Here is an 18,872-nt window from a genome sequence, read left to right as displayed (position 1 = left end):
CGCTGATCAGGTGCGCTCCGGGTCGCCTTTGGCCTGCTCGACGTTGCGCTGACTTCTGCGCCCAAGGCCGATGCCGGTCAACACCACAAGCACGGCGGCGATCCCGCTGGCGGCCCAGTGCAGCCACGCAGCATCGGGCAGGTAAGGCTGCAGCGAAGGATCACTGACCGCCATACCGCCTGCGATCCAGCCGATCAGCCCGCCGCCGGCGATCACCAGCCAGCTGAAGCGTGCCATCACCGCCAACACGAAACGGCTGCCGATGACGATGATCGGGATACTGACGACAACCCCCGCCGCCACCAGATACACATTGCCGTTACCGGCTGCGGCCACGGCCAGTACGTTGTCCAGCGACATCACGACGTCCGCGACGATCACCGTTTTAATCGCCGTCCACAGCTGCGTGCCGCCGTCGATCTGTTCTTCGCCCTCCTCCTGATTGGCCGCCAGCTTGATGCCGATCCACAACAGCAGCGCGGCGCCGATCAGCTTCAGAAACGGCAACGCCAGCAGGTGAACGGCGAAAAACAGCATGACGATGCGCAGCAGGACCGCCCCCAGCATGCCTCCGTAGATGGCTCTGGTCTGCAGCTCGCGAGGCAGGCGACGGCATGCCATTGCGATGATCACTGCGTTGTCGCCGCCCAGCAGCAGATCGATGAGGACGATCTGTGCCAGGGCAGTCCAGATGAACGGATCTTGAAGCCAGGCCATGGACGAAAAACCTTATCGAACGCGTAAAGGAAGGCGCCCGCTAAACAGCATGAGCCGGTCAGGTGAGACGACCGGCGAGCGCCCTTACCTTTGCGCGGGCGCTTTATCGCGGGCAATAAAAAACCCGCATGAGCGGGTTCTTTTATATCAACACCATTCCAACGTCCTGTCAGAAGCCTTCCGGGCAAATGGTCGATCATCCGTGACCAGCGAAGCGCATCCAGCGCCTCGGTCGATGGATCCAATACTGAGCTTCTTGAGGCTGCGCGTACAGGGCGACTTGGCTCCCTGTCGTGTAAGCCGTTTGCCATAGCGAAGCGCGGCAATCTCGCGCGCCATGCGCAAGCTGAAAGGTGGAGGCATAATAGGCGCCATCTGAAAGCAAGCCTGCCGACCTGCTGCACGCACCACGCAAGGGTCACACGCACAGGCGCGAACACAGCGCAACGGGAAGCGATATGACACACCGCCTTGAGACACATGACACCCCGGTCCTCGGGACCCGGGCCGACGCCCTCCTCCGCCCTGCCACTCTGCCGTGGGTGAACGCATGATCGAAGTCACCGAAGCCTCCATCGCCGAACTGCGTGCCGCACTCGAGTCGGGTCAGACCACGTCGGTCGAACTGGTCCAGGCCTACCTTGCCCGCATCGAGGCCTACGATGGCCCGGCAAGCGCCACCGCCCTCAATGCCGTCGTGGTGCGCAACCCTGAAGCGCTCAACGAAGCCCGGGCCAGCGACGCACGCCGGGCCCGCGGCCAGACCCTCGGCCCGCTCGATGGCATTCCCTATACCGCCAAGGACAGTTACCTGGTCAAAGGGCTGACGGCGGCCTCCGGCAGCCCGGCATTCGCGAAACTCCTCGCCTGTCGTGACGCCTTCACCATCGAACGTCTGCGCGCCGGCGGCGCGATCTGTCTGGGTAAGACCAACATGCCGCCGATGGCCAACGGCGGCATGCAGCGTGGCGTGTATGGTCGCGCAGAAAGTCCTTATAACGCTGACTACCTGACCGCTCCGTTCGCCTCCGGCTCCTCGAACGGCGCGGGCACGGCGACCGCTGCCAGCTTCTGCGCATTTGGCCTGGCCGAAGAAACCTGGTCCAGCGGACGCGGGCCAGCGTCGAACAATGGTCTGTGCGCCTACACGCCTTCGCGCGGGGTGATTTCGGTGCGCGGAAACTGGCCGCTGACACCGACCATGGACGTTGTGGTGCCTTATGCCAGAACCATGGCCGACCTGCTCGAAGTGCTGGATGTCGTGGTCGCCGAAGACCCGGACAAACGCGGTGACCTGTGGCGCTTGCAGCCCTGGGTGCCGATTCCGTCAGTGGCCTCCGTGCGGCCTCAGTCCTACGCAGCACTGGCCACCGGGAGCGAAGCGCTCGCCGGCAAACGCTTCGGCATCCCGCGCATGTACATCAACGCCGACCCCGAGGCGGGTACCTCAGACGCGCCTGGCATCGGCGGCCCGACCGGGCAACGCATCAACACCCGAGCGTCGGTGATCGATCTGTGGGAGCAGGCGCGCAAGGCGCTGGTGGCCCATGGCGCCGAAGTGATCGATGTGGATTTCCCGCTGGTGTCCAATTGCGAGGGCGATCGTCCCGGCGCGCCGACCGTGTTCAATCGCGGTCTGGTGTCGAAGGCGTTTCTGCACCATGAATTGTGGGACCTGACCGCCTGGGCCTTCGACGATTTCCTGCAGGCCAACGGCGACCCGAACCTGAACCGGCTGGTGAATGTGGACGGTCCGAAGATCTTCCCTCACGACCCCGGCACCCTGCCCAACCGCGAGGGCGATCTGGCGGCGGGGATGGACGAATACGTCAGGATGGCCGAGCGCGGCATCACGCCGTGGGACCAGATCGACACGCTGCCCGATGGGTTGCGTGGGCTTGAGAAAACCCGGCGCATCGATCTGGAAGAATGGATGGAGCGCTTGGGCCTGGACGCCGTGCTGTTTCCCACCGTCGCCGACGTCGGCCCGGCCAATGCCGATGTCGACCCTGTATCGGCGGACATCGCCTGGAGCAACGGCGTCTGGGTCGCCAATGGCAATCTGGCAATCCGACACCTGGGCGTGCCGACGGTCACGGTGCCGATGGGCGTGATGGCCGACATCGGCATGCCGGTCGGGCTCACTTTCGCCGGTCGCGCCTACGACGACTCGGCGCTGCTGCGTTTTGCCTCGGCATTCGAGGCGCTCGGCAGCAAGCGAATGATCCCGCCACGCACGCCACCGCTGTCGAACCCCAGACAGTGACCTGATCAGGATCGGGGCGGCGCACGCCCCGACGCCTTTAATCTTCCCTTTCCAGGAAGTCGGGCGACGGCACGAAACACGACGTGGCGGCGACCGCCTTGCTGATATCCCGCACCCGGTCGCCGGCCACATTGGCGCGCAAGAAGCAACGGATCGACACAAGTCTTGTCGTTTGATGACAATTCGTGAAACATTTGTCGCCTTCCCGAGGCCAGTGACAGACCACGCGGTCAACCGTGTGGACGAAACGGTCTCATGACCCGATACGCTGCCGGCACGCTCCGCGTCAGGCGCGTCAAACCTCAGGAGAATCGTTCATGAGCAAGGCCCCTTACGTCCTGCCGAAAGTGTGGAAATACGAAGCGCCTTCCGGCGGTCAGTTCGCCAGCATCAACCGCCCCACCGCAGGGCCGACCCATGAAAAGGTATTGCCGGTAGGCAAGCAGCCGTTACAGCTGTATTCACTGGCCACGCCCAACGGCGTGAAGGTCACGATTCTCCTCGAAGAACTGCTCGCGCTGGGACACTTCGATGCGGAGTACGATGCCTGGCTCATCCGTATCGGTGAGGGCGATCAGTTCGGCAGCGGCTTCGTCGACATTAACCCGAACTCGAAAATTCCGGCGTTGCTGGACCGCAGTGTCGAGCCGTCGATCCGGGTGTTCGAATCCGGTTCTATCCTGCTGTACCTGGCAGAGAAATTCGGCGCGTTTCTGCCCAAAGACCCTGCCGGACGCACCGAGACGCTGAACTGGCTGTTCTGGCAGATGGGCGCCGCGCCGTATCTGGGCGGCGGCTTCGGGCACTTCTTCGCCTACGCGCCTGAGAAGCTGGAATACCCGATCAACCGTTTCACCATGGAAGCCAAGCGGCAACTGGACGTGCTCGACCGCCGCCTGGGCGAAAGTCGTTATCTTGCCGGCGAGTACTACACCATCGCCGATATTGCAGTGTGGTCCTGGTACGGCCAACTGGTGCGCAATACGGTCTATTCAGCTGCAGAGTTCCTTGCCGCTCAGGACTACACCCACGTGCAGCGCTGGGCCGAGGAAATCGCCAACCGGCCTGCCGTGGTTCGCGGTCTGCGGGTCAACCGGACCTGGGGCGAGGAAAGCCAGCAAGTACCGGAACGGCATTCGGCTGCCGATCTGGACTGACCTCAGCGACCCGCGGGAACCGGCGCCAGGTTCCCGCTGCGGCGCTCACGCCGCGTTCAGCTCGGCAAGCAGGTCAGCGGGGATGACCCGATCACTGGCGGTGAGGTTTTCGCGCAGATGCATCACCGATGATGTGCCCGGAATCAACAGGATATTCGGCGAATGTTGCAGCAGCCAGGCCAGCGCCAGGCAGAGGGGTGAAGTGCCCAGGCGCCCGGCGACGCTGGACAAGGTCTGCGATTGCAATGGCGTGAAGCCTCCCATCGGGAAGAATGGCACGTAGGCGATGCCCTGCCTGCCCAGTTCAGCGATCAGTTGTTCGTCATCGCGATGGGACAGGTTGTAGTGATTCTGCACGCACACCACGTCCGCGATACCCTGAGCCTGCACGACCTGCTGCGCGGTGACATTGCTCAGCCCCAGATGACGAATGAGGCCTTGACGTTGCAGTTCGGCAAGCGCGGTGAACTGCGCTTCGATGGATCCCTCGCCGGGCGCATGCATGTTGCCCCAAGCCCTGAAATTCACCACTTCCAGCACATCGACCCCCAGATTGCGCAGGTTGTCATGCACCGCTGACACCAGCTCGGCGGGACTCTGCGCAGGATTCCAGGAGGCGTCCGCGCCACGGGATGCGCCGACTTTCGTCACGATCACCAGATCGTCCGCATAAGGATGCAAGGCCTCGCGGATCAAGCGATTGGTGACGTGCGGCCCATAAAAATCAGAGGTATCGATGTGGTTAATGCCGCTGTCGACCGCTTCGCGCAATACAGCGATAGCCGCCTGTGGGTCTTTCGGCGGTCCGTAGACTTGCGGGCCGGCAAGCTGCATCGCCCCATAGCCCATACGATTGACCGTGCGGTCGCCTAACCGGAAAGTGCCCGCCTTGCTCGCTTCGTTCATGCGTAATGTCCTCGTTTTCGGTGTGTGCGAGCACTATAGGCATTGACCACCTTCATGATAATCAGGTGCAATCGGCACGGGTTGTACGGATGAGCGAACAATGGCGACAGACATTCAGGACTTGCTGGCCTTCGTTGCCGTGGTCAACGCGGGCGGTTTCAGGGAAGGTGCGCGGGCGAGCGGCAAGTCAGCCTCCAGCCTGAGCGATGCAGTGCGACGCATGGAGGCACGCATGGGCGTGCGGTTGCTCAACCGGACCACGCGCAGCGTCGCGCCGACCGAAGCGGGGGCGCGCCTGATGGAACGCATCGTGCCGGCACTGGGCGAAGTAGAGTCAGCGCTGGACGTGGTCAACGATTTTCGTGACCGGCCATCCGGCACGCTCAGGCTCAATGTGCCGGTCAGCGCAGCGCGGCTGGTGTTGCCGACGATCATCACACCCTTCCTGCAAGCCCACCCAGACATTCGTCTGGAAGTGGTGGCCGAAGAAAGCTTCGTCGACATGCTGGCCGCTGGCTGCGATGCCGGCATCCGCTACGACGAGCGTCTGGAACAGGACATGATCGCCGTGCCCATCGGGCCGCGCGTTCAACGTTTCGCAACCGCAGCCTCGCCGGCCTACCTGGCTGCGCGTGGACGCCCCGAACATCCCGGGGATTTGCTTCAGCACAGTTGCCTGCGCGGCAAATTCCCCAGCGGTGCCATGCCGCTCTGGGAATACGAGCGAGACGGCGAACTTGTCCGTGTCGATCCTTCAGGACCGCTGATCGTCAGGATCGGCGGGGCCGTCGATCTGGCCGTGCAGGCGGCTGTCGATGGTCTGGGCATTATCTTTCTGTTCGAGGACTGGTTGCGTCCCTACTTGGACAGCGGCGCGCTGGAGCCTGTCCTTGAACCCTGGTGGCAGCGTTTCTCCGGGCCGTTCCTTTACTATCCGGGGCGACGTTATCTGCCCTCGCCGCTGCGTGCGTTCATCGATTTCATCAACGCTCAACGCCGATCACGCCAGTCCCGACCCAGCTGATCAGACGGGCTCATTCACCGGCCGGGACATCACCAACCCTGACATCGCCAGCAACGCAAGCACGATCACCAGGGATCCGAACACCTGGGCTGTAAAAATGATGTCGATTCCGCTGGCGACCGCATAGCCGGCGGCGATTGCCGGTGCGCCCATGCCCAGATAGCAGCAGACGAACGCCACCGAGAGCACGCCGGCCAGCTGATGAGCGAGCGCCTTGGTGACGACCAGCCGTATGCCACCCTGAAAACCGGTGCCGAATCCGGCTCCCGCCAGCGCCACGCCACAGAAGAACACCGTCACTGATGGCAATTGAAGTGAGGCCAGCGACAACGCCATGCCCGTCAGCAGACCGGCGCTGCCGGCCCAGGACAGCTCGCGCGCGGTTCGCGTTCCGAGCGCCAGAATGGCGAGCACGCCACTGCCGGAAAACACCGCCAGCGCCACGCCTCCCATCAGCGATGCGGGCAAGCCGAACACGGTCCTGATCAGTGCCGGACCCAGCGATGCGTAGAAGCCTGCCAGTGCCCAGCCAGCGACGAACACCGCCGAAGCCACCAGCATGGCACCGCGTACCTGCGCAGGGACGGCAAACTGTGGGATCAGCGATCGCAGCACTCCCGACCGCACCGGGACCGTGTCCCTGATCAGCAGCAGCCCCGCGAACTGGGCGATGAAGATGGCGCCCAATACCGCGAAAACGGTGTGCGTGGGGAACGGCAGGAACTGCACCAGAACACTGCCCATCAGCGCCCCCAACGCGCTGCCGCTGACCGGTGCGATGGCGTTGGCGACTGCCCCGCGCTGTCGGTCGATATCGATCAGTCCGGCCCCGACCGCCGAAACCGCCGCGCCGGTGGACAGCCCTTGCAGGACCCGTCCACCGATCAGGTCGCCCAGACCCTCGGCAGTGCCCATCAGGTACATCGCGAGCATTTGCGCGAGCGTGGCGACCAGCAATACCGGCCGCCGTCCGATATAGTCCGACAGCCTGCCGACCACCAGCAGCGCGACCAGCACCGACAGCGAATAAACGCTGAAGATGTAGGTGATGGTCACCGGGGAGAAATGCCACTCGCTCTGGTAGATCGGGTAAATCGGCGTCGGCACGCTCGAACCCGCCAGGAAAGACAGGGTGATTGAGGCCAACAGGTAAAAACGCATGCGGGGCGAAAGACGCTGTTGCGTCCGGAACACGCCAGCAGGCGCCGATTGGGCTGAGATATCACTCATGATTGCCTCACTTCAGCACAGATGATTGATCAGCAGGCAGGCGCCAGATGCGAAAATCGCCATGCCCACGCTCAGACGCACCACTCGCCAATGGCGGACTGGCGCACTGGCCACGAACGCCATCCTCACGCCCCGGTCAGCGGCGAATAAGCGGATGCTTTGGTGACATCCGCGCGCGGGTTGGAGATGGCGTCGTGCATCAATCCCACCACCTTGCCACCGCTGATCAGGGCCGGAACATCATGGCTGGGCAGCAAGAACCTGCTGTCGGCCAGCGCGCGTTTGATGGCTTTCTTCTCTTCCAGCGTCGACATCGCACGGTTCGCAGTGATGGTCGGCTCGTGGGATGCCTGGTCGAGAATCGGGTCGATGATTTGGTCTTGCAGGTTATAGGCAATATCGCCGCAGATGTTCGCCATGCCTTCGTCTGTCTCGACCAGAATCGACAGCGAGCCGGGCGTATGACCGCCGGCCAGTCGCACGGCAACGCCCGGGATGACCTCTTCTTCGAAGGTGCCATCGACATCAAACAGACGAATCGCGCCTCGGGTGTGCAAGCGGTCGATCAGGTGCTTGGTGTCGGCAGCGGTGTACATCAACGGGCCCATGATGCCCGACGCGGCAAACTCCAGTTCTCGACGGGAAATGCCCACCGTCGTCGCCATCGGGAACAGATCGGTCATGCCGACATGATCGATGTGTGCGTGGGTGTGCAGGATGTGCCGGATGTCTTGCATCCGCAGGCCGTGCTGAGCGAGATGGTATTCCAGCGTCATCTGCGGCGTGACTTCGTACGGCAGCCCGAATGCCGCGTATTGCTCGACGCTGCGTGAGCCGGTGTCAACCAGAATGGGCTCCTCACCACCGGTGATCAGAAAGCCCAGTACAGGAATCGTTACCTGCTGGCCGGGGTTGCGGAACATGACAAGGCCGCTGGAATCAAGCTGCATATTGCCGAGGTTGATCGGGTGGATTTTCAATGCCATGGTGATTCTCCTTACAGATGAATACCTGTTGTCAGGCAAGGCTTCGCCGTTGCCGGGCTGCGAAGCTCGACGCTTTGGTTGAAGGGTTCATTGGGTGCGGCGCCATCTGGGTGATGGCTAACCAGAACGCAGGGATCACCCGACGCTATTTAGAACCGACCGGTTCAATATAGATCGAGTGAACAGCTGTCTGCAACCTATACAAACGATCAGTTCAAAACTGTTTTCGGTTAGTTTGCCGCTCAGAGCATCCGCACGGCCTGCATGAATTGCCCCACGGGATCGCTGTTTTCAGCCTTTGGCAGGCTGCTTTCAACGCACACGCCGGAGAAAAACGTCATCACGATGTCGGCGATGACCTGGGGTGGCAGCGTAGGGTTTTCGGCGCTGATATTCGCGGCGATTTCGGGAAGCAGGCGTCGGTGGCATTCCGCCAGGACGTGACGGATTTCGTCGGACAGCAGGGCGAATTCGCGCAATGCATTGACCGAGAAACAGCCCACACAGCCGCTCTCCTGCGGTTCGCACAGGCGCAGGAAGCGTTCGATGTTGCCCCAGCCCAGCGGCTCCTGCGCCAGAATTCCCAGCGCTCCACGGTTCTGGTAGTAGTACACCAAGGCGTTGAAGAACAGATCCTGCTTGTCCTTGAACTCCGAATAGAGCCCGGACTTGTTGACGCCGGTCGCTTGCTCAAGGTGCTGCAGCGACGTGCCCGCGAAGCCGTACTGCCAAAATATCGGCAAGGCTTTTTCGAGGACGGTTTCCCGACTGAATTTCCTGGGTCTGCCCATGACATCTCTCTCGTAAATGAGCGGCAATCAAAAAACATAGTGAACCAATCGGTTTATTATGCTACTTCTTGGCTGGCTGTTTCAGGACTTTTTCCGTGGTCCGCATGTTCGCCTTTCAATTTCACTGCTGCAGTGAAGCTGTTGGCGCCATGCATGGCTTTTTCAACCACCTGTAATTGCCCAGCATGCCACACGCAACCTTGGCGCAGATGCGTCGGAACGAGAAGATTCACGCCCATGATTCGACTGGATGACCTCGACATCTTCGTAAAAGCCGCTTCGCAGGACAGTTTTTCTGCCGTGGCGCGCAAGCTCGACGTGCTGCCGGCGCAGGTCAGTGCTGCGATCAAGCGTCTGGAGCGCGAGCTGGATATTCGCCTGTTCGCCCGCTCGACGCGCAGTCTGCGCCTGACTGCCGAAGGCGAGTTCTATCTGCCGTTCGCCCGTGAAGCGCTGCAGGCGCTGCATGCCGGGCGTGAAGGCATTCGCACCGACGAAGACCAGTTGCAGGGCATGTTGCAGATTGCCTGCTCTTCCGATCTGGGCCGCAACGTGCTGCTGCCGTGGTTGCTGGAATACCGGCAGAACCACCCGGGCTTCGGACTGCGCCTCTCGGTGTCGGACAAACTGGCGGATGTCTACCGCGAACCGGTGGATGTGGCGATACGTTACGGCACTCTGCAGGACGCCAATTATGTCTGTCTGCCGCTCATTCCGGACAACCGCCGCGTGCTGGCGGCGTCGCCTTCGTACATCGCCCGACACGGCAGGCCGCACTCCCCTGCCGATCTGATCCACCACGCCTGCCTGCAGTACGAATTGAACGGCAAGGTCTACGACAAATGGAGATTTCCCACTGCCGATGGCGTCCTGTCGGTGACCGTCAAAGGCCCTGTGATCAGCGATGATGCTGACGTCATCCGACGCAGTGCGCTGGCCGGCCACGGCATCGTCTACAAGTCCTGGCTGGACATCAGCGCGGACGTGAAAAGCGGCGCGCTGGTAGTGCTTTGCACCGATCATCTGAGCGAAGCGTTTCCGCTGAATTTCATCTGCCCGCATCGCAAGCAGTTCTCCCCTGCGATTCGCCAGCTTTACCGCTGGATCAAGGACCGCTGCGTTGCGCTGTCGCTTGAAATGCCTTTGTTCACGCGCCCGCCCGACGCACCCCCAGGCCGCGGCAGCATAAATATCGACAAGGCCTCAGCGGCTTTGCCGGTCTGCAACGGCGCTGCTCATACGAAGGACTAGGGTCCACCTTCCGTTGGTACAAGTGTTTCAGCCGGGCCCTTTGCATACAGTTTCACGACGCTATCAACGGCAAACTTCAGGAGATTGCGCAATGGCACGTTTCACAGCGGTTTCGGCAGATCAGGCAAGCGGCGCAACTGCCGAGGTCTTCGCCAGCATCAAGCAGGCGCTGGGCAAGGTTCCCAACGCGTATGCCACCCTCGGCACCCTGGCGCCAGAAGCGCTGAAGGCGATGCTGGCGGTCGACAAAGTCCTGGCCGGCGGTCCGCTGAGCAAGCAGGATCAGGAAACCGTGAAAGTGGCGATCAGCGAACTGGCCGGTTGCGACTATTGCGTGGCGGCCCACAGCATGGTCGGCAAGCTGGTGGGCCTGTCCACCGATGCCTTGCACCAGATCCGCGAAGGTCAGTCGACCGGCGACGCCAGGCGCGATGCGCTGGTGACGTTCGTGCGCTACCTGGCGCTCAATCCCGGCACGCTGCCGCAGGCGCAGGTGGATGCCCTCCTGGAAGCTGGCTACAGCGGCGAAGAAGTCGTGCACATCGCCCTGGCGATCACGGTCATCACCTTCACCAACGTGTTTAACCGGATCAACGATACCGTCGTCGATTTCCCCAAACCTCAATGACACATCAGCAGCCTCTGCGCGCTCGAAGGGTTCACTGATGAATACGACCCCCAACCTGCTGTCGTCCGACCCGAGCATCGCGGCGGCCTGCAAGGCATTCGCCATCCCCGACCGGGCCCCGGCGTCGCCTCAGGAGCTTGATTGCCTCAGCAAAGGGCGGCACGCAACGGTGTCGGTCGGCGGTGATGACGTCGCCTTCTGGACGTTCGGCAAGGGCCCGCGAATTCTCTTGATGCACGGCTGGTGCAGTCGAGGCTCACACCTGTCGGGCCTCGTGAAGCCGCTGCTCGGCGGCGGGTTTTCCGTTGTATTGTTCGATGCCCCGGCCCATGGAGAGTCCGCCGGAGCGGTGTCGAGCATGATCCACGCCGGCCGCGCCGCGCTGGCCATCGCCTCGCAACTGGACGGTGTAGCCGGCGTCATCGCCCACTCGGCCGGGTCGACTGCGGCGCTCTGGGCGTTCACCAACGGGCTGTCGGTAGGCGGCAGCGTGCACATCAGTGGCCCTACCTCGCTGACCCAGGTGGTCATGGGCACTGCCCGCGCCCACGGACTGGATCAGAAACAGACCCAGGCCTTTCGCGATTGGGCGCAGGCCTTCGTCGGCGTACCGCTCGATTCGGTCGACCTTCCCGCGCTGACCGCACGTCTGTCCCATCCGGGGCTGATCATTCACGACACCGAAGACCGGATCGTCACGGTGGCGCAGTCGCTGGCCCTGCACGGCGCCTGGTCGACCTCGGCCCTGGTCACCACGACAGGGCTGGGGCATCGGCGGATCCTCGGCGATGCGAAGACCATGGAAAATGCCGTCGAATTTCTCAAAAACCATGTCTAGCCGCTCAATGCGAGTGCCCAGCCCACCCCGATGACGCCTTCCCGAAGGCGTCACGTCTTCACTTTCGTCGCCGCAGTGCAGGTGCTGCACTGATTTGCATATTTCTCCGCTAGTATTGTTCGACGATCATGCGCTCATAAGGACAAAGGCCGCACATGGCCTGCCACAGCCCTCTATCGCCACACAATGACACCTGTGATGGAGCACGACATCCCTAAGGGGGAAGACATGCCCGATCCGCGTGTACTGCGGCATCTTTTAAGCAGTCCCAAGGGAGGCAAAATGCCGCGACCAATTACTCGCGCGGAGGCCGAAGTTCTCGAGCTGTTTCACGATTCGGTATTCGTACGAGACATGGGCGGAACGATCCATTTCTGGAACTCCGCTTCAGAGTCGCTCTATGGCTGGCCTTCCCAACAGGCTGTGGGCAACGACGCGGTAACCATGCTCAAGTGCGAGCCGGCGCAAAACGACGAAGATCCCTACACCCGACTGCTCGCCGACGGCCAATGGCAAGGCGAACTTTACCGCACGACCGGCTCGGGCAATCGCTGCCTGGTCAATGCGCGCTGGTCGTTGCGCCGCGACGCTGCCGGCAATCCGATTGGTATTCTGGAAACCGCCCACGACATCTCGTCGACCAAAGAAACCGAGCAGCGCCTCAAGGAAAGCGAATACCGCTACCGCAACTTGTTTCAGGCCATGGCGGCTTCATTCTGGGAGCTGGACTTCACCGGCGTCGGCGTGCGCCTCAAAGCCCTGCTCGAATCCGGTGTGACGGACCTGGAAAGTTACTTCCTTGAACACCCGGAAGTGATTCGCGAGTATTTGCGCAACACCCGGATCGTCGACCTCAACGATCACAGCGTCAGGCTGTTCGGGCGTGGCGACCGTGAGGAAATGCTCGGCTCGGTTGACCGGTACTGGCCCGACGCGAGCCTGCAGACCTACGCCCGCTGTGTCGTCAAATCCCTTGCGAAACAGCCCAACAACATCGAAGTCACGCGCCTGAAAACCATCGACGGCCGCGAGCTGGAGTGTCTGTTCACCGCGTGTTTCTCCAAGGAAAACATTGCGAAGGGCATCATCCTGATCGGCATCATCGACCTTTCCGAGCAGGTCGCCGCGCGCCACGCACTGGAAGTCATGCAGACCGAGCTGGCGCATGTCGCACGCATTTCCAGCCTGGGCGAAATGAGCGCCTCCATCGCCCACGAGATCAATCAGCCGCTGGCGGCGATTTCCACTTACGCCGAAGCCGGGCTGCGCTGGCTGTTGCGTCCGGAACCCGATCTGAAGGAAGTCGAGATTGCGCTTCGGCGTATCGTCGATGACGCGCAGCGCACCGATGATGTGATCAAGCGTATTCGCAGCATGGCCTTGCGCAGGCCGGCAGAAGAAGTCGAAGTGGCGCTCAATGATGTGATTCGCGAATCGCTGCAGTTCACGCGTCACGAGCTGACCAGGAATGCCGTTGAACCGGTGTTGAATCTGGCCCCGACGCTGCCGATGGTCCGCGCCGATCGCGTGCTTCTGCAACAGGTGATCGTCAACCTGCTGATGAACGCAGCCCAGGCGATGGCCTCGGCCAATTCGCCGACGCGCGAACTGACACTCCAGAGCAGGCAGTTGCGCAACGGCACGATTGAAGTTCACGTCATCGACAGTGGCCCCGGCATCGCACCCGAGCATCTGGAAAAACTCTTCGAGAGCTTCTTCACCACCAAGCCGACGGGAATGGGCATGGGATTGCCGATCTGCCGTTCGATCATCGAGGGCATCGGCGGAACGATTTGTCTGGCGAACAGAGAAGATGGCCGGACAGGGGCGCGAATTACTCTGACGTTTCCCGGTTTACCCGCCAGCACGCAAGCGGTTTGAAGGACGCCAAGCGGGCATTCACGACAGCGCGAGTTGCCGCCCCGCCCGGACCAGATCGGCCAGTGTGCCGACGCCCATCTTGCGCATGGTATTGGCGCGATGAAGCTTGACGGTGATCTCACTGATCTCGAGATTGCCCGCTATCTGCTTGTTCAGCAGGCCATCCACCACGCCACGCATCACTTGTTTCTCCCGAGGCGTGAGGGACTCGAAGCGATGACGCATCAGCTGCAGATTGCGCTGCTTCTCGACGCGCTGACGGTGATCCTCCACCGCTCGGGCAACCGAGTCGAGCAAATCCTGCTGACGGAACGGTTTGGCGAAGAAATCCACCGCACCGGCTTTCATCGCCCGCACCGACATCGGAATATCGCCGTGGCCAGTCATGAAAATGATCGGCATGCCGCTGCCGGATTCCGAAAGCGCCAACTGCACATCGAAGCCGCTGTAGCCCTGTAAACGCACGTCGAGCAGCAGACACCCGGCCGAATCGGCAAGTGGGTGATCGAGCATGTCCTGGGGACTGGAAAACTCGGCGACGGTGTAACCCACCGACCTGAGCAGGCTGCCCAGCGCGCCGCGCAATACATCGTCGTCATCGACGACAAAGACCACCGGAGCTTCAACGGTTGCGGGTTTTGCGGCTTTCGCGGTGCCCATCCTGAAATCCATGCGTGACTGAAACGGAAACGGCGCTTGCAGCGTGCGTCGAACGTCCGGCGTTCGACGCGGCCTGCGCTTGATAAGGGATTAGCTTACCGGAATCGGATTGTCCACCAGCGACTGATTGAATCCATGAATCAACCCGTGTTCCTGCGAGCCCGGGTTGTCACGCAGCGGACGAATGGCTTCGACGATCACTTCCGGCGTGTCGGTGGCCAGACCCGCCATGGTTTCGGCGATGAAGGCATCGAGCGGCATGGCGCGTGGATCGTCACCTTTGTAAATCAGATCGGTGTTCACCCACGGCGGCGCGATTTCCTGGACGGTCACGGTGGTGTCGCGCAGGGTAAAGCGCTGGGACAGCGAGTAGGAGTGCAGCGCCGCTTTGGTTGCGGAGTAGACGGCGTTGCCGGCCAGCGGCACGAAGGCCAGCACCGACGTGTTGTTGATGATCACCGAACGCGGTTGCGACTTCAGATGCTCGATCAATGCGGACGTCAGTCGCACGGGGCCCATGAAGTTGGTGGTCAGGGTGCCGACCATCGTCGCGTCGTCGATGTGCCCCGCCGCGTCGTCGAACGGCATGATGCCGGCATTATTGACCAGCACGTTCAGCGCCGGATAACGCTGGATCAGAGTCTGCGCCACGTCGTTGATGCTGGCGGGGTCGTTGATGTCCAGCTCGATGCTCTGCATGCCCGGGTTGGCAGCGGTGACTTCATCGAGCAGCGCCTTGCGACGGCCAGCGATGATGACGGTGTTGCCCAGCTTGTGAAAAGCCTCCGCCAGACCGCGGCCGATGCCGGATGCCCCGCCGGTGATGAAAATAGTGTTGTCGGTCATATGCATGGTATTCATTCCTGATTCGGCGCATTTATTAAAGGCGCGGATCTAAATAGTGGCGTTGCCTGATAATGGCTTTGCCTGACAGGCACGCGCAGGGAAGTTATTTGCCTTCTTGAAACGGCAAATGACGGGATGCGGTGTTTGAACGGTAGTGACCGGAGAGAAGTTAGGCCCGATTGATCATCAGGGTCAATTCATACCATGGGTTAGGGTTGTCGAACGTAACAGGGTGCTATTGTAAGCAGCGTCGCGCGGGCGATCGTCGGTCAAACGCAGCAGCACTTTCGTTCCTGCGCTGAAGATCGAGAATCTGAAGGCTGCCCGGACCGGCATACGCGATGTGCAGGCAAAAAAAAACGCTGCATCGACTGCAGCGTTTTTCAGGGAAAGCGATTCGTCAGCGAGCCTTGCGGGCCGTGACGATCAACCATTTTGACGACCGTAGCCCATGATGGTGTAGTCCAGAGTGCGAGTCACACCGGCGCCATCGACATAGACCATTTTGGAGTTCACCAGGCCATCAACTTTTTCAGGATCCTGGGCATTTTTGATGCTGACGACTTTCGCAACATCGATGCCTTTGTGGCGGTTATACTGCTCGACCTGGCTCAGTGGCTGGGCGCTGACGGAAGTGCTGGCAACTTCATTGGCCGATGCAAATACACTGACCATCGAAAGAGCGGCGAAGGCTAAATATTTCATTTTGAATCTCCAGAAAGTAGGTATGTTCAGTAAGTAAGCAAAGCGTCTTGTCGTTTGCTTCTGGTGCCCATTCTTGCTGGAAACTTCGGAGATGATAAATGTTTAAAATCGATAGGGTCCATCAGCGCTATTGATGTCTAAGTTGATTACATCAATACCAGTAATAGACCCTTACCGATTCTGCTGTTAACCGACTGAACAAAACGATAACGGCCCGGCCCTGGCACGGGACGAACGAGACAAACCGAAGCCTGCGCAGGCCACAGAAGACCCTTCTGCCAAGCATGCGCGTCAACCGTGATGACCTTCAGAGGTTACGATGCAGAAATTGATGATCAATGGTCAGGAACACCAGTTGGATGTCCCCGACGACATGCCACTGTTGTGGGTCCTGCGGGATGTGATGGGTCTGACCGGGACCAAATACGGGTGTGGCATCGCGCAGTGCGGTGTCTGCACAGTGCATCTTGACGGCCAGGCCGTGCGCTCCTGCGTATTGCCCGTGAGTGCGGTCGCTGGTCGCAAGGTGACCACGATCGAAGCAGTCGGCGAACAAGCCATTGGGCAGGCCGTACAGAAAGCCTGGCTTGAACATGAGGTCGTGCAATGCGGCTACTGCCAGTCCGGGCAGATCATGTCGGCCGTCGCGTTGTTGCAGGAACATCCCAAGGCCAATGACGAACAGATCGTCAATGCCATGTCGGGCAACCTGTGCCGCTGCGCCACCTACACGCGCATTCGTGCCGCCATCAAAAGCGTCAGTCAGGCCTGAAGGAAGTCATCATGTCCGATACACAAACATCCGCCACGATGCTCTCGCGTCGCGGGCTGCTCAAGGGCGGTGCATTGCTCGGCGGTCTGGTCGTCGGCACCTATCTGCCGCCGATGGTGTCGCGCAGCTTCGCGGCTGGCGCAATCAAAGGCGCGAATCTGGGCGACAACGCTGAGAAAGGTTATGGCGCCTTCGTTCGCGTTGACCAGACTGGGGCTGTGACCGTCATCTCGCCCAAGATCGAGATGGGCCAGGGCGTGCAGACCGGCATCGCGATGATGGTCGCCGAAGAACTCGAAGTCCCGCTCAGCCAGGTCACCATCGCCGAGGCGCCGCCCAACGCTGCGCTCTACACTGACCCGTTGTTGACCTTCCAGGCCACCGGCGGCTCTACGTCCACGCGCTACACCTGGGAGCCGCTGCGCAAGGCCGGCGCCGGTGCGCGCATCGTGCTGATACAGGCGGCGGCCATCCGCTGGAACGTCGCGCCCAGCCAATGCCGTGCCGAGAACGGCAGAGTCATCGGGCCCAACAACCAGAGCGCGGGCTATGGCGAGCTGGTCGACGCCGCCGCGGCGCTGCCGTTGCCCGCCGATATTCCGCTCAAGCCGGTCGCCGAGTTCAAGCTGTTGGGCAAACCGGCCCAGCGTCTGGACACACCGCACAAGGTCAACGGCAGCGCGAAATTCACCATCGATCTGCAAGTCCCGGACATGCTGATCGCGTCCACCCTCACCTGCCCGGTGTCGGGCGGCAAGCTTCGCACTGTCGGCAATGAGGACGCTGCGCGCAAAGTGCCCGGCGTGCGCGACATCGTGCGCCTGGACAACGCCGTCGCGGTCACCGCGAGCAACTTCTGGGCGTGCCAGCAGGCGCTCAAGGCGCTAAGCATCGAATGGGACATGGGTCCACACGCCGGTCTCGATTCCGCGCAGCTGGACAAATCCCTGTTCGAAGCGAGCGCTGGCGACGGCGTCTTCGCTCATCAGACCGGCGACATCGCCAATGCCCTGAAGAACGCGCCCAGCCGTTTCGAAGCCATTTATGAACAGCCGTTTCTTTCCCACTCGCCGCTGGAGCCGATGACCTGCGTGGCGCACGTACGTGCCGACGAATGCGAATTGTGGGTCGGCTGCCAGGCGCCGGGGCTTGCCCAGATGGGCGCCGCCAAGGTCTGCGGCCTGCCGATGGAAAAGGTGGTGATCCACAACCAGCTGATCGGCGGAGGATTCGGTCGGCGTCTGGAATCGGACTTCATCTTTCAGGCCGTCGATATTGCCCGTCAGTTGAGCTATCCCATCAAGCTGATCTGGAGCCGTGAAGAGGACATGACGCATGACCGTTATCGTCCGCATTACGTTGACCGGCTGACCGCGGCACTGGACAAGGACCTGAGGCCGGTGGGCTGGGAACACCGCATCGCGGGCGCCTCGGTGGTGGCAGCATACCTGGGCGGGCTGCCGCCGGACGGGGTCGATTTCGACGCCGTGGAAGTGGCCAAGGACCCGATCTACACCCTGCCTCACCTGCAAGTGCGGTATATCCGCCACGATCCGCAAGTGATACCGGTTTCCTGGTGGCGAGGCGTAGGTCCGCTGCGCAGCACCTACGCACTGGAGTGCTTCATCGATGAGCTGGCGCACAACGCCAAGGTTGACCCGGTGAAATACCGGCTCGGGCTGATGCAATCGCAACCGCGGGCGCAGGCGGTGCTGACCAGAGCCGCGCAACTCACTGACTGGGACACGCCGCTGCCGGCCGGATCCGGACGTGGCGTGGCGGTGACAGCGGTGTTCGGCAGCTTCGTTGCCACCGTCGTCGAGCTGGAAAAACAGGGCGACAAGGGCGTGCGCATCAAGCGACTGGTCACGGTGATCGACTGCGGTTTTGCCAACAACCCGACCTCGGTGGCCTCGCAGATGGAAGGCGGAACGCTGTTCGGTCTGTCGGCGGCACTGTTCAACGAAATCCTCATCGAAAACGGCCAGGTCCAGCAGACCAACTTCCACGAGTATCGGCAGATCCGCATGAGCGACGCGCCACCGGTGGAGGTGCACATCGTCGACAGCGTCGAAACGCCCGGCGGCGTGGGCGAGACCGGCGCAGTGCCGGCCGCGGCCGCGCTGGTCAACGCGTTGTTCGCGGCCACCGGCGTTCGCGAGCGTCGTCTGCCCCTGAGCCGTTCCGGCTATTTCACTGTTTGAGGAGCGCATC

At 61.6% G+C, this 18,872-nt stretch carries 18 protein-coding genes; 9 read left to right on the top strand and 9 right to left on the bottom strand.

The window, feature by feature from the left end:
• Positions 1–6 precede the first annotated feature (6 nt).
• Positions 7–717, bottom strand: coding sequence for a TerC family protein (locus BMZ10_RS22490; RefSeq protein WP_093467378.1), 711 nt, complete (start codon positions 715–717; stop codon positions 7–9).
• A 550-nt stretch (positions 718–1,267) separates the two neighbouring features.
• On the opposite strand from BMZ10_RS22490, the gene BMZ10_RS22485 reads away from it, so the two are divergent.
• Both BMZ10_RS22485 and yghU read left to right on the top strand, forming a co-directional pair.
• Positions 1,268–2,983 (top strand): amidase, encoded by a 1,716-nt coding sequence (locus BMZ10_RS22485; protein WP_093467375.1) that lies wholly within the window; start codon positions 1,268–1,270, stop codon positions 2,981–2,983.
• A 317-nt stretch (positions 2,984–3,300) separates the two neighbouring features.
• Positions 3,301–4,140 carry a glutathione-dependent disulfide-bond oxidoreductase gene (yghU, locus tag BMZ10_RS22480; RefSeq protein ID WP_093467373.1) on the top strand — a complete coding sequence of 280 codons (840 nt, stop codon included), beginning with the start codon at positions 3,301–3,303 and terminating at the stop codon, positions 4,138–4,140.
• A gap of 45 nt (positions 4,141–4,185) precedes the next feature.
• Here the strand turns inward: yghU and BMZ10_RS22475 are convergent, their stop codons facing one another.
• The gene (locus tag BMZ10_RS22475; protein ID WP_093467371.1) at positions 4,186–5,046 is read right to left on the bottom strand and encodes an aldo/keto reductase family oxidoreductase; all 861 of its coding nucleotides are present in this window, start codon (positions 5,044–5,046) and stop codon (positions 4,186–4,188) included.
• A gap of 100 nt (positions 5,047–5,146) precedes the next feature.
• Between BMZ10_RS22475 and BMZ10_RS22470 the strand changes: the two genes are divergently transcribed.
• On the top strand, positions 5,147–6,070 hold the full coding sequence (locus BMZ10_RS22470) for a LysR family transcriptional regulator (RefSeq protein WP_093467369.1): 924 nt from the start codon (positions 5,147–5,149) through the stop codon (positions 6,068–6,070).
• Here BMZ10_RS22470 and BMZ10_RS22465 read toward each other — a convergent pair whose 3' ends face one another.
• From BMZ10_RS22465 to BMZ10_RS27775, 4 genes are all read right to left on the bottom strand, one after another.
• The gene (locus tag BMZ10_RS22465; protein WP_093467367.1) at positions 6,071–7,300 is read right to left on the bottom strand and encodes an MFS transporter; all 1,230 of its coding nucleotides are present in this window, start codon (positions 7,298–7,300) and stop codon (positions 6,071–6,073) included.
• Positions 7,301–7,425: 125 nt separating this feature from the next.
• Positions 7,426–8,286 carry an N-acyl homoserine lactonase family protein gene (locus tag BMZ10_RS22460; RefSeq protein ID WP_093467365.1) on the bottom strand — a complete coding sequence of 287 codons (861 nt, stop codon included), beginning with the start codon at positions 8,284–8,286 and terminating at the stop codon, positions 7,426–7,428.
• Between the two features lie 242 nt (positions 8,287–8,528).
• Positions 8,529–9,077 carry a TetR/AcrR family transcriptional regulator gene (locus tag BMZ10_RS22455; RefSeq protein WP_093467363.1) on the bottom strand — a complete coding sequence of 183 codons (549 nt, stop codon included), beginning with the start codon at positions 9,075–9,077 and terminating at the stop codon, positions 8,529–8,531.
• Between the two features lie 56 nt (positions 9,078–9,133).
• The gene (locus BMZ10_RS27775) at positions 9,134–9,310 is read right to left on the bottom strand and encodes a hypothetical protein (RefSeq protein ID WP_177182196.1); all 177 of its coding nucleotides are present in this window, start codon (positions 9,308–9,310) and stop codon (positions 9,134–9,136) included.
• A gap of 4 nt (positions 9,311–9,314) precedes the next feature.
• On the opposite strand from BMZ10_RS27775, the gene BMZ10_RS22450 reads away from it, so the two are divergent.
• From BMZ10_RS22450 to BMZ10_RS22435, 4 genes are all read left to right on the top strand, one after another.
• The gene (locus BMZ10_RS22450; protein ID WP_093467361.1) at positions 9,315–10,328 is read left to right on the top strand and encodes a LysR family transcriptional regulator; all 1,014 of its coding nucleotides are present in this window, start codon (positions 9,315–9,317) and stop codon (positions 10,326–10,328) included.
• Between the two features lie 91 nt (positions 10,329–10,419).
• A complete protein-coding gene (locus BMZ10_RS22445) occupies positions 10,420–10,956 on the top strand; it encodes a carboxymuconolactone decarboxylase family protein (protein WP_093467359.1) in 537 nt (178 codons plus the stop codon).
• Positions 10,957–10,993: 37 nt separating this feature from the next.
• A complete protein-coding gene (locus tag BMZ10_RS22440) occupies positions 10,994–11,794 on the top strand; it encodes an alpha/beta fold hydrolase (protein WP_093467357.1) in 801 nt (266 codons plus the stop codon).
• A gap of 282 nt (positions 11,795–12,076) precedes the next feature.
• A complete protein-coding gene (locus tag BMZ10_RS22435) occupies positions 12,077–13,675 on the top strand; it encodes a PAS domain-containing sensor histidine kinase (RefSeq protein WP_177182195.1) in 1,599 nt (532 codons plus the stop codon).
• An 18-nt stretch (positions 13,676–13,693) separates the two neighbouring features.
• On the opposite strand, the gene BMZ10_RS22430 is transcribed toward BMZ10_RS22435, so the two are convergent.
• The 3 genes from BMZ10_RS22430 to BMZ10_RS22420 all read right to left on the bottom strand — a co-directional run bounded on the left by BMZ10_RS22430 (position 13,694) and on the right by BMZ10_RS22420 (position 15,886).
• Entirely contained in the window at positions 13,694–14,335 is a 642-nt protein-coding gene (locus BMZ10_RS22430) for a response regulator transcription factor (protein ID WP_093467353.1), read from the bottom strand.
• Between the two features lie 90 nt (positions 14,336–14,425).
• Complete coding sequence (locus BMZ10_RS22425; RefSeq protein ID WP_093467351.1) at positions 14,426–15,187, bottom strand: SDR family oxidoreductase; 762 nt, start codon at positions 15,185–15,187, stop codon at positions 14,426–14,428.
• Between the two features lie 420 nt (positions 15,188–15,607).
• Positions 15,608–15,886, bottom strand: a complete 279-nt coding sequence (locus BMZ10_RS22420; RefSeq protein WP_093467349.1) for a DUF2790 domain-containing protein — start codon at positions 15,884–15,886, stop codon at positions 15,608–15,610.
• Positions 15,887–16,205: 319 nt separating this feature from the next.
• On the opposite strand from BMZ10_RS22420, the gene BMZ10_RS22415 reads away from it, so the two are divergent.
• Positions 16,206–16,658: a (2Fe-2S)-binding protein gene (locus tag BMZ10_RS22415; RefSeq protein WP_093467347.1), complete on the top strand. Its 453-nt coding sequence runs from the start codon at positions 16,206–16,208 to the stop codon at positions 16,656–16,658.
• 11 nt (positions 16,659–16,669) lie between these two features.
• Positions 16,670–18,862: a xanthine dehydrogenase family protein molybdopterin-binding subunit gene (locus BMZ10_RS22410; RefSeq protein ID WP_093467345.1), complete on the top strand. Its 2,193-nt coding sequence runs from the start codon at positions 16,670–16,672 to the stop codon at positions 18,860–18,862.
• The last annotated feature ends 10 nt before the right edge of the window (positions 18,863–18,872 follow it).

This window comes from Pseudomonas sp. NFR16 (assembly GCF_900108875.1).
Classification (GTDB): Bacteria; Pseudomonadota; Gammaproteobacteria; order Pseudomonadales; family Pseudomonadaceae; genus Aquipseudomonas.
This window is presented reverse-complemented; position numbering and strand designations above follow the sequence as displayed.

Coding starts and splice junctions, on each gene's coding strand:
- BMZ10_RS22490 (WP_093467378.1), bottom strand. CDS start 717: ATGGCCTGGCTTCAAGATCCGTTCATCTGGACTGCCCTGGCACAGATC.
- BMZ10_RS22485 (WP_093467375.1), top strand. CDS start 1,268: ATGATCGAAGTCACCGAAGCCTCCATCGCCGAACTGCGTGCCGCACTC.
- yghU (WP_093467373.1), top strand. CDS start 3,301: ATGAGCAAGGCCCCTTACGTCCTGCCGAAAGTGTGGAAATACGAAGCG.
- BMZ10_RS22475 (WP_093467371.1), bottom strand. CDS start 5,046: ATGAACGAAGCGAGCAAGGCGGGCACTTTCCGGTTAGGCGACCGCACG.
- BMZ10_RS22470 (WP_093467369.1), top strand. CDS start 5,147: ATGGCGACAGACATTCAGGACTTGCTGGCCTTCGTTGCCGTGGTCAAC.
- BMZ10_RS22465 (WP_093467367.1), bottom strand. CDS start 7,300: ATGAGTGATATCTCAGCCCAATCGGCGCCTGCTGGCGTGTTCCGGACG.
- BMZ10_RS22460 (WP_093467365.1), bottom strand. CDS start 8,286: ATGGCATTGAAAATCCACCCGATCAACCTCGGCAATATGCAGCTTGAT.
- BMZ10_RS22455 (WP_093467363.1), bottom strand. CDS start 9,077: ATGGGCAGACCCAGGAAATTCAGTCGGGAAACCGTCCTCGAAAAAGCC.
- BMZ10_RS22450 (WP_093467361.1), top strand. CDS start 9,315: ATGATTCGACTGGATGACCTCGACATCTTCGTAAAAGCCGCTTCGCAG.
- BMZ10_RS22445 (WP_093467359.1), top strand. CDS start 10,420: ATGGCACGTTTCACAGCGGTTTCGGCAGATCAGGCAAGCGGCGCAACT.
- BMZ10_RS22440 (WP_093467357.1), top strand. CDS start 10,994: ATGAATACGACCCCCAACCTGCTGTCGTCCGACCCGAGCATCGCGGCG.
- BMZ10_RS22435 (WP_177182195.1), top strand. CDS start 12,077: ATGCCGCGACCAATTACTCGCGCGGAGGCCGAAGTTCTCGAGCTGTTT.
- BMZ10_RS22430 (WP_093467353.1), bottom strand. CDS start 14,335: ATGGGCACCGCGAAAGCCGCAAAACCCGCAACCGTTGAAGCTCCGGTG.
- BMZ10_RS22425 (WP_093467351.1), bottom strand. CDS start 15,187: ATGCATATGACCGACAACACTATTTTCATCACCGGCGGGGCATCCGGC.
- BMZ10_RS22420 (WP_093467349.1), bottom strand. CDS start 15,886: ATGAAATATTTAGCCTTCGCCGCTCTTTCGATGGTCAGTGTATTTGCA.
- BMZ10_RS22415 (WP_093467347.1), top strand. CDS start 16,206: ATGCAGAAATTGATGATCAATGGTCAGGAACACCAGTTGGATGTCCCC.
- BMZ10_RS22410 (WP_093467345.1), top strand. CDS start 16,670: ATGTCCGATACACAAACATCCGCCACGATGCTCTCGCGTCGCGGGCTG.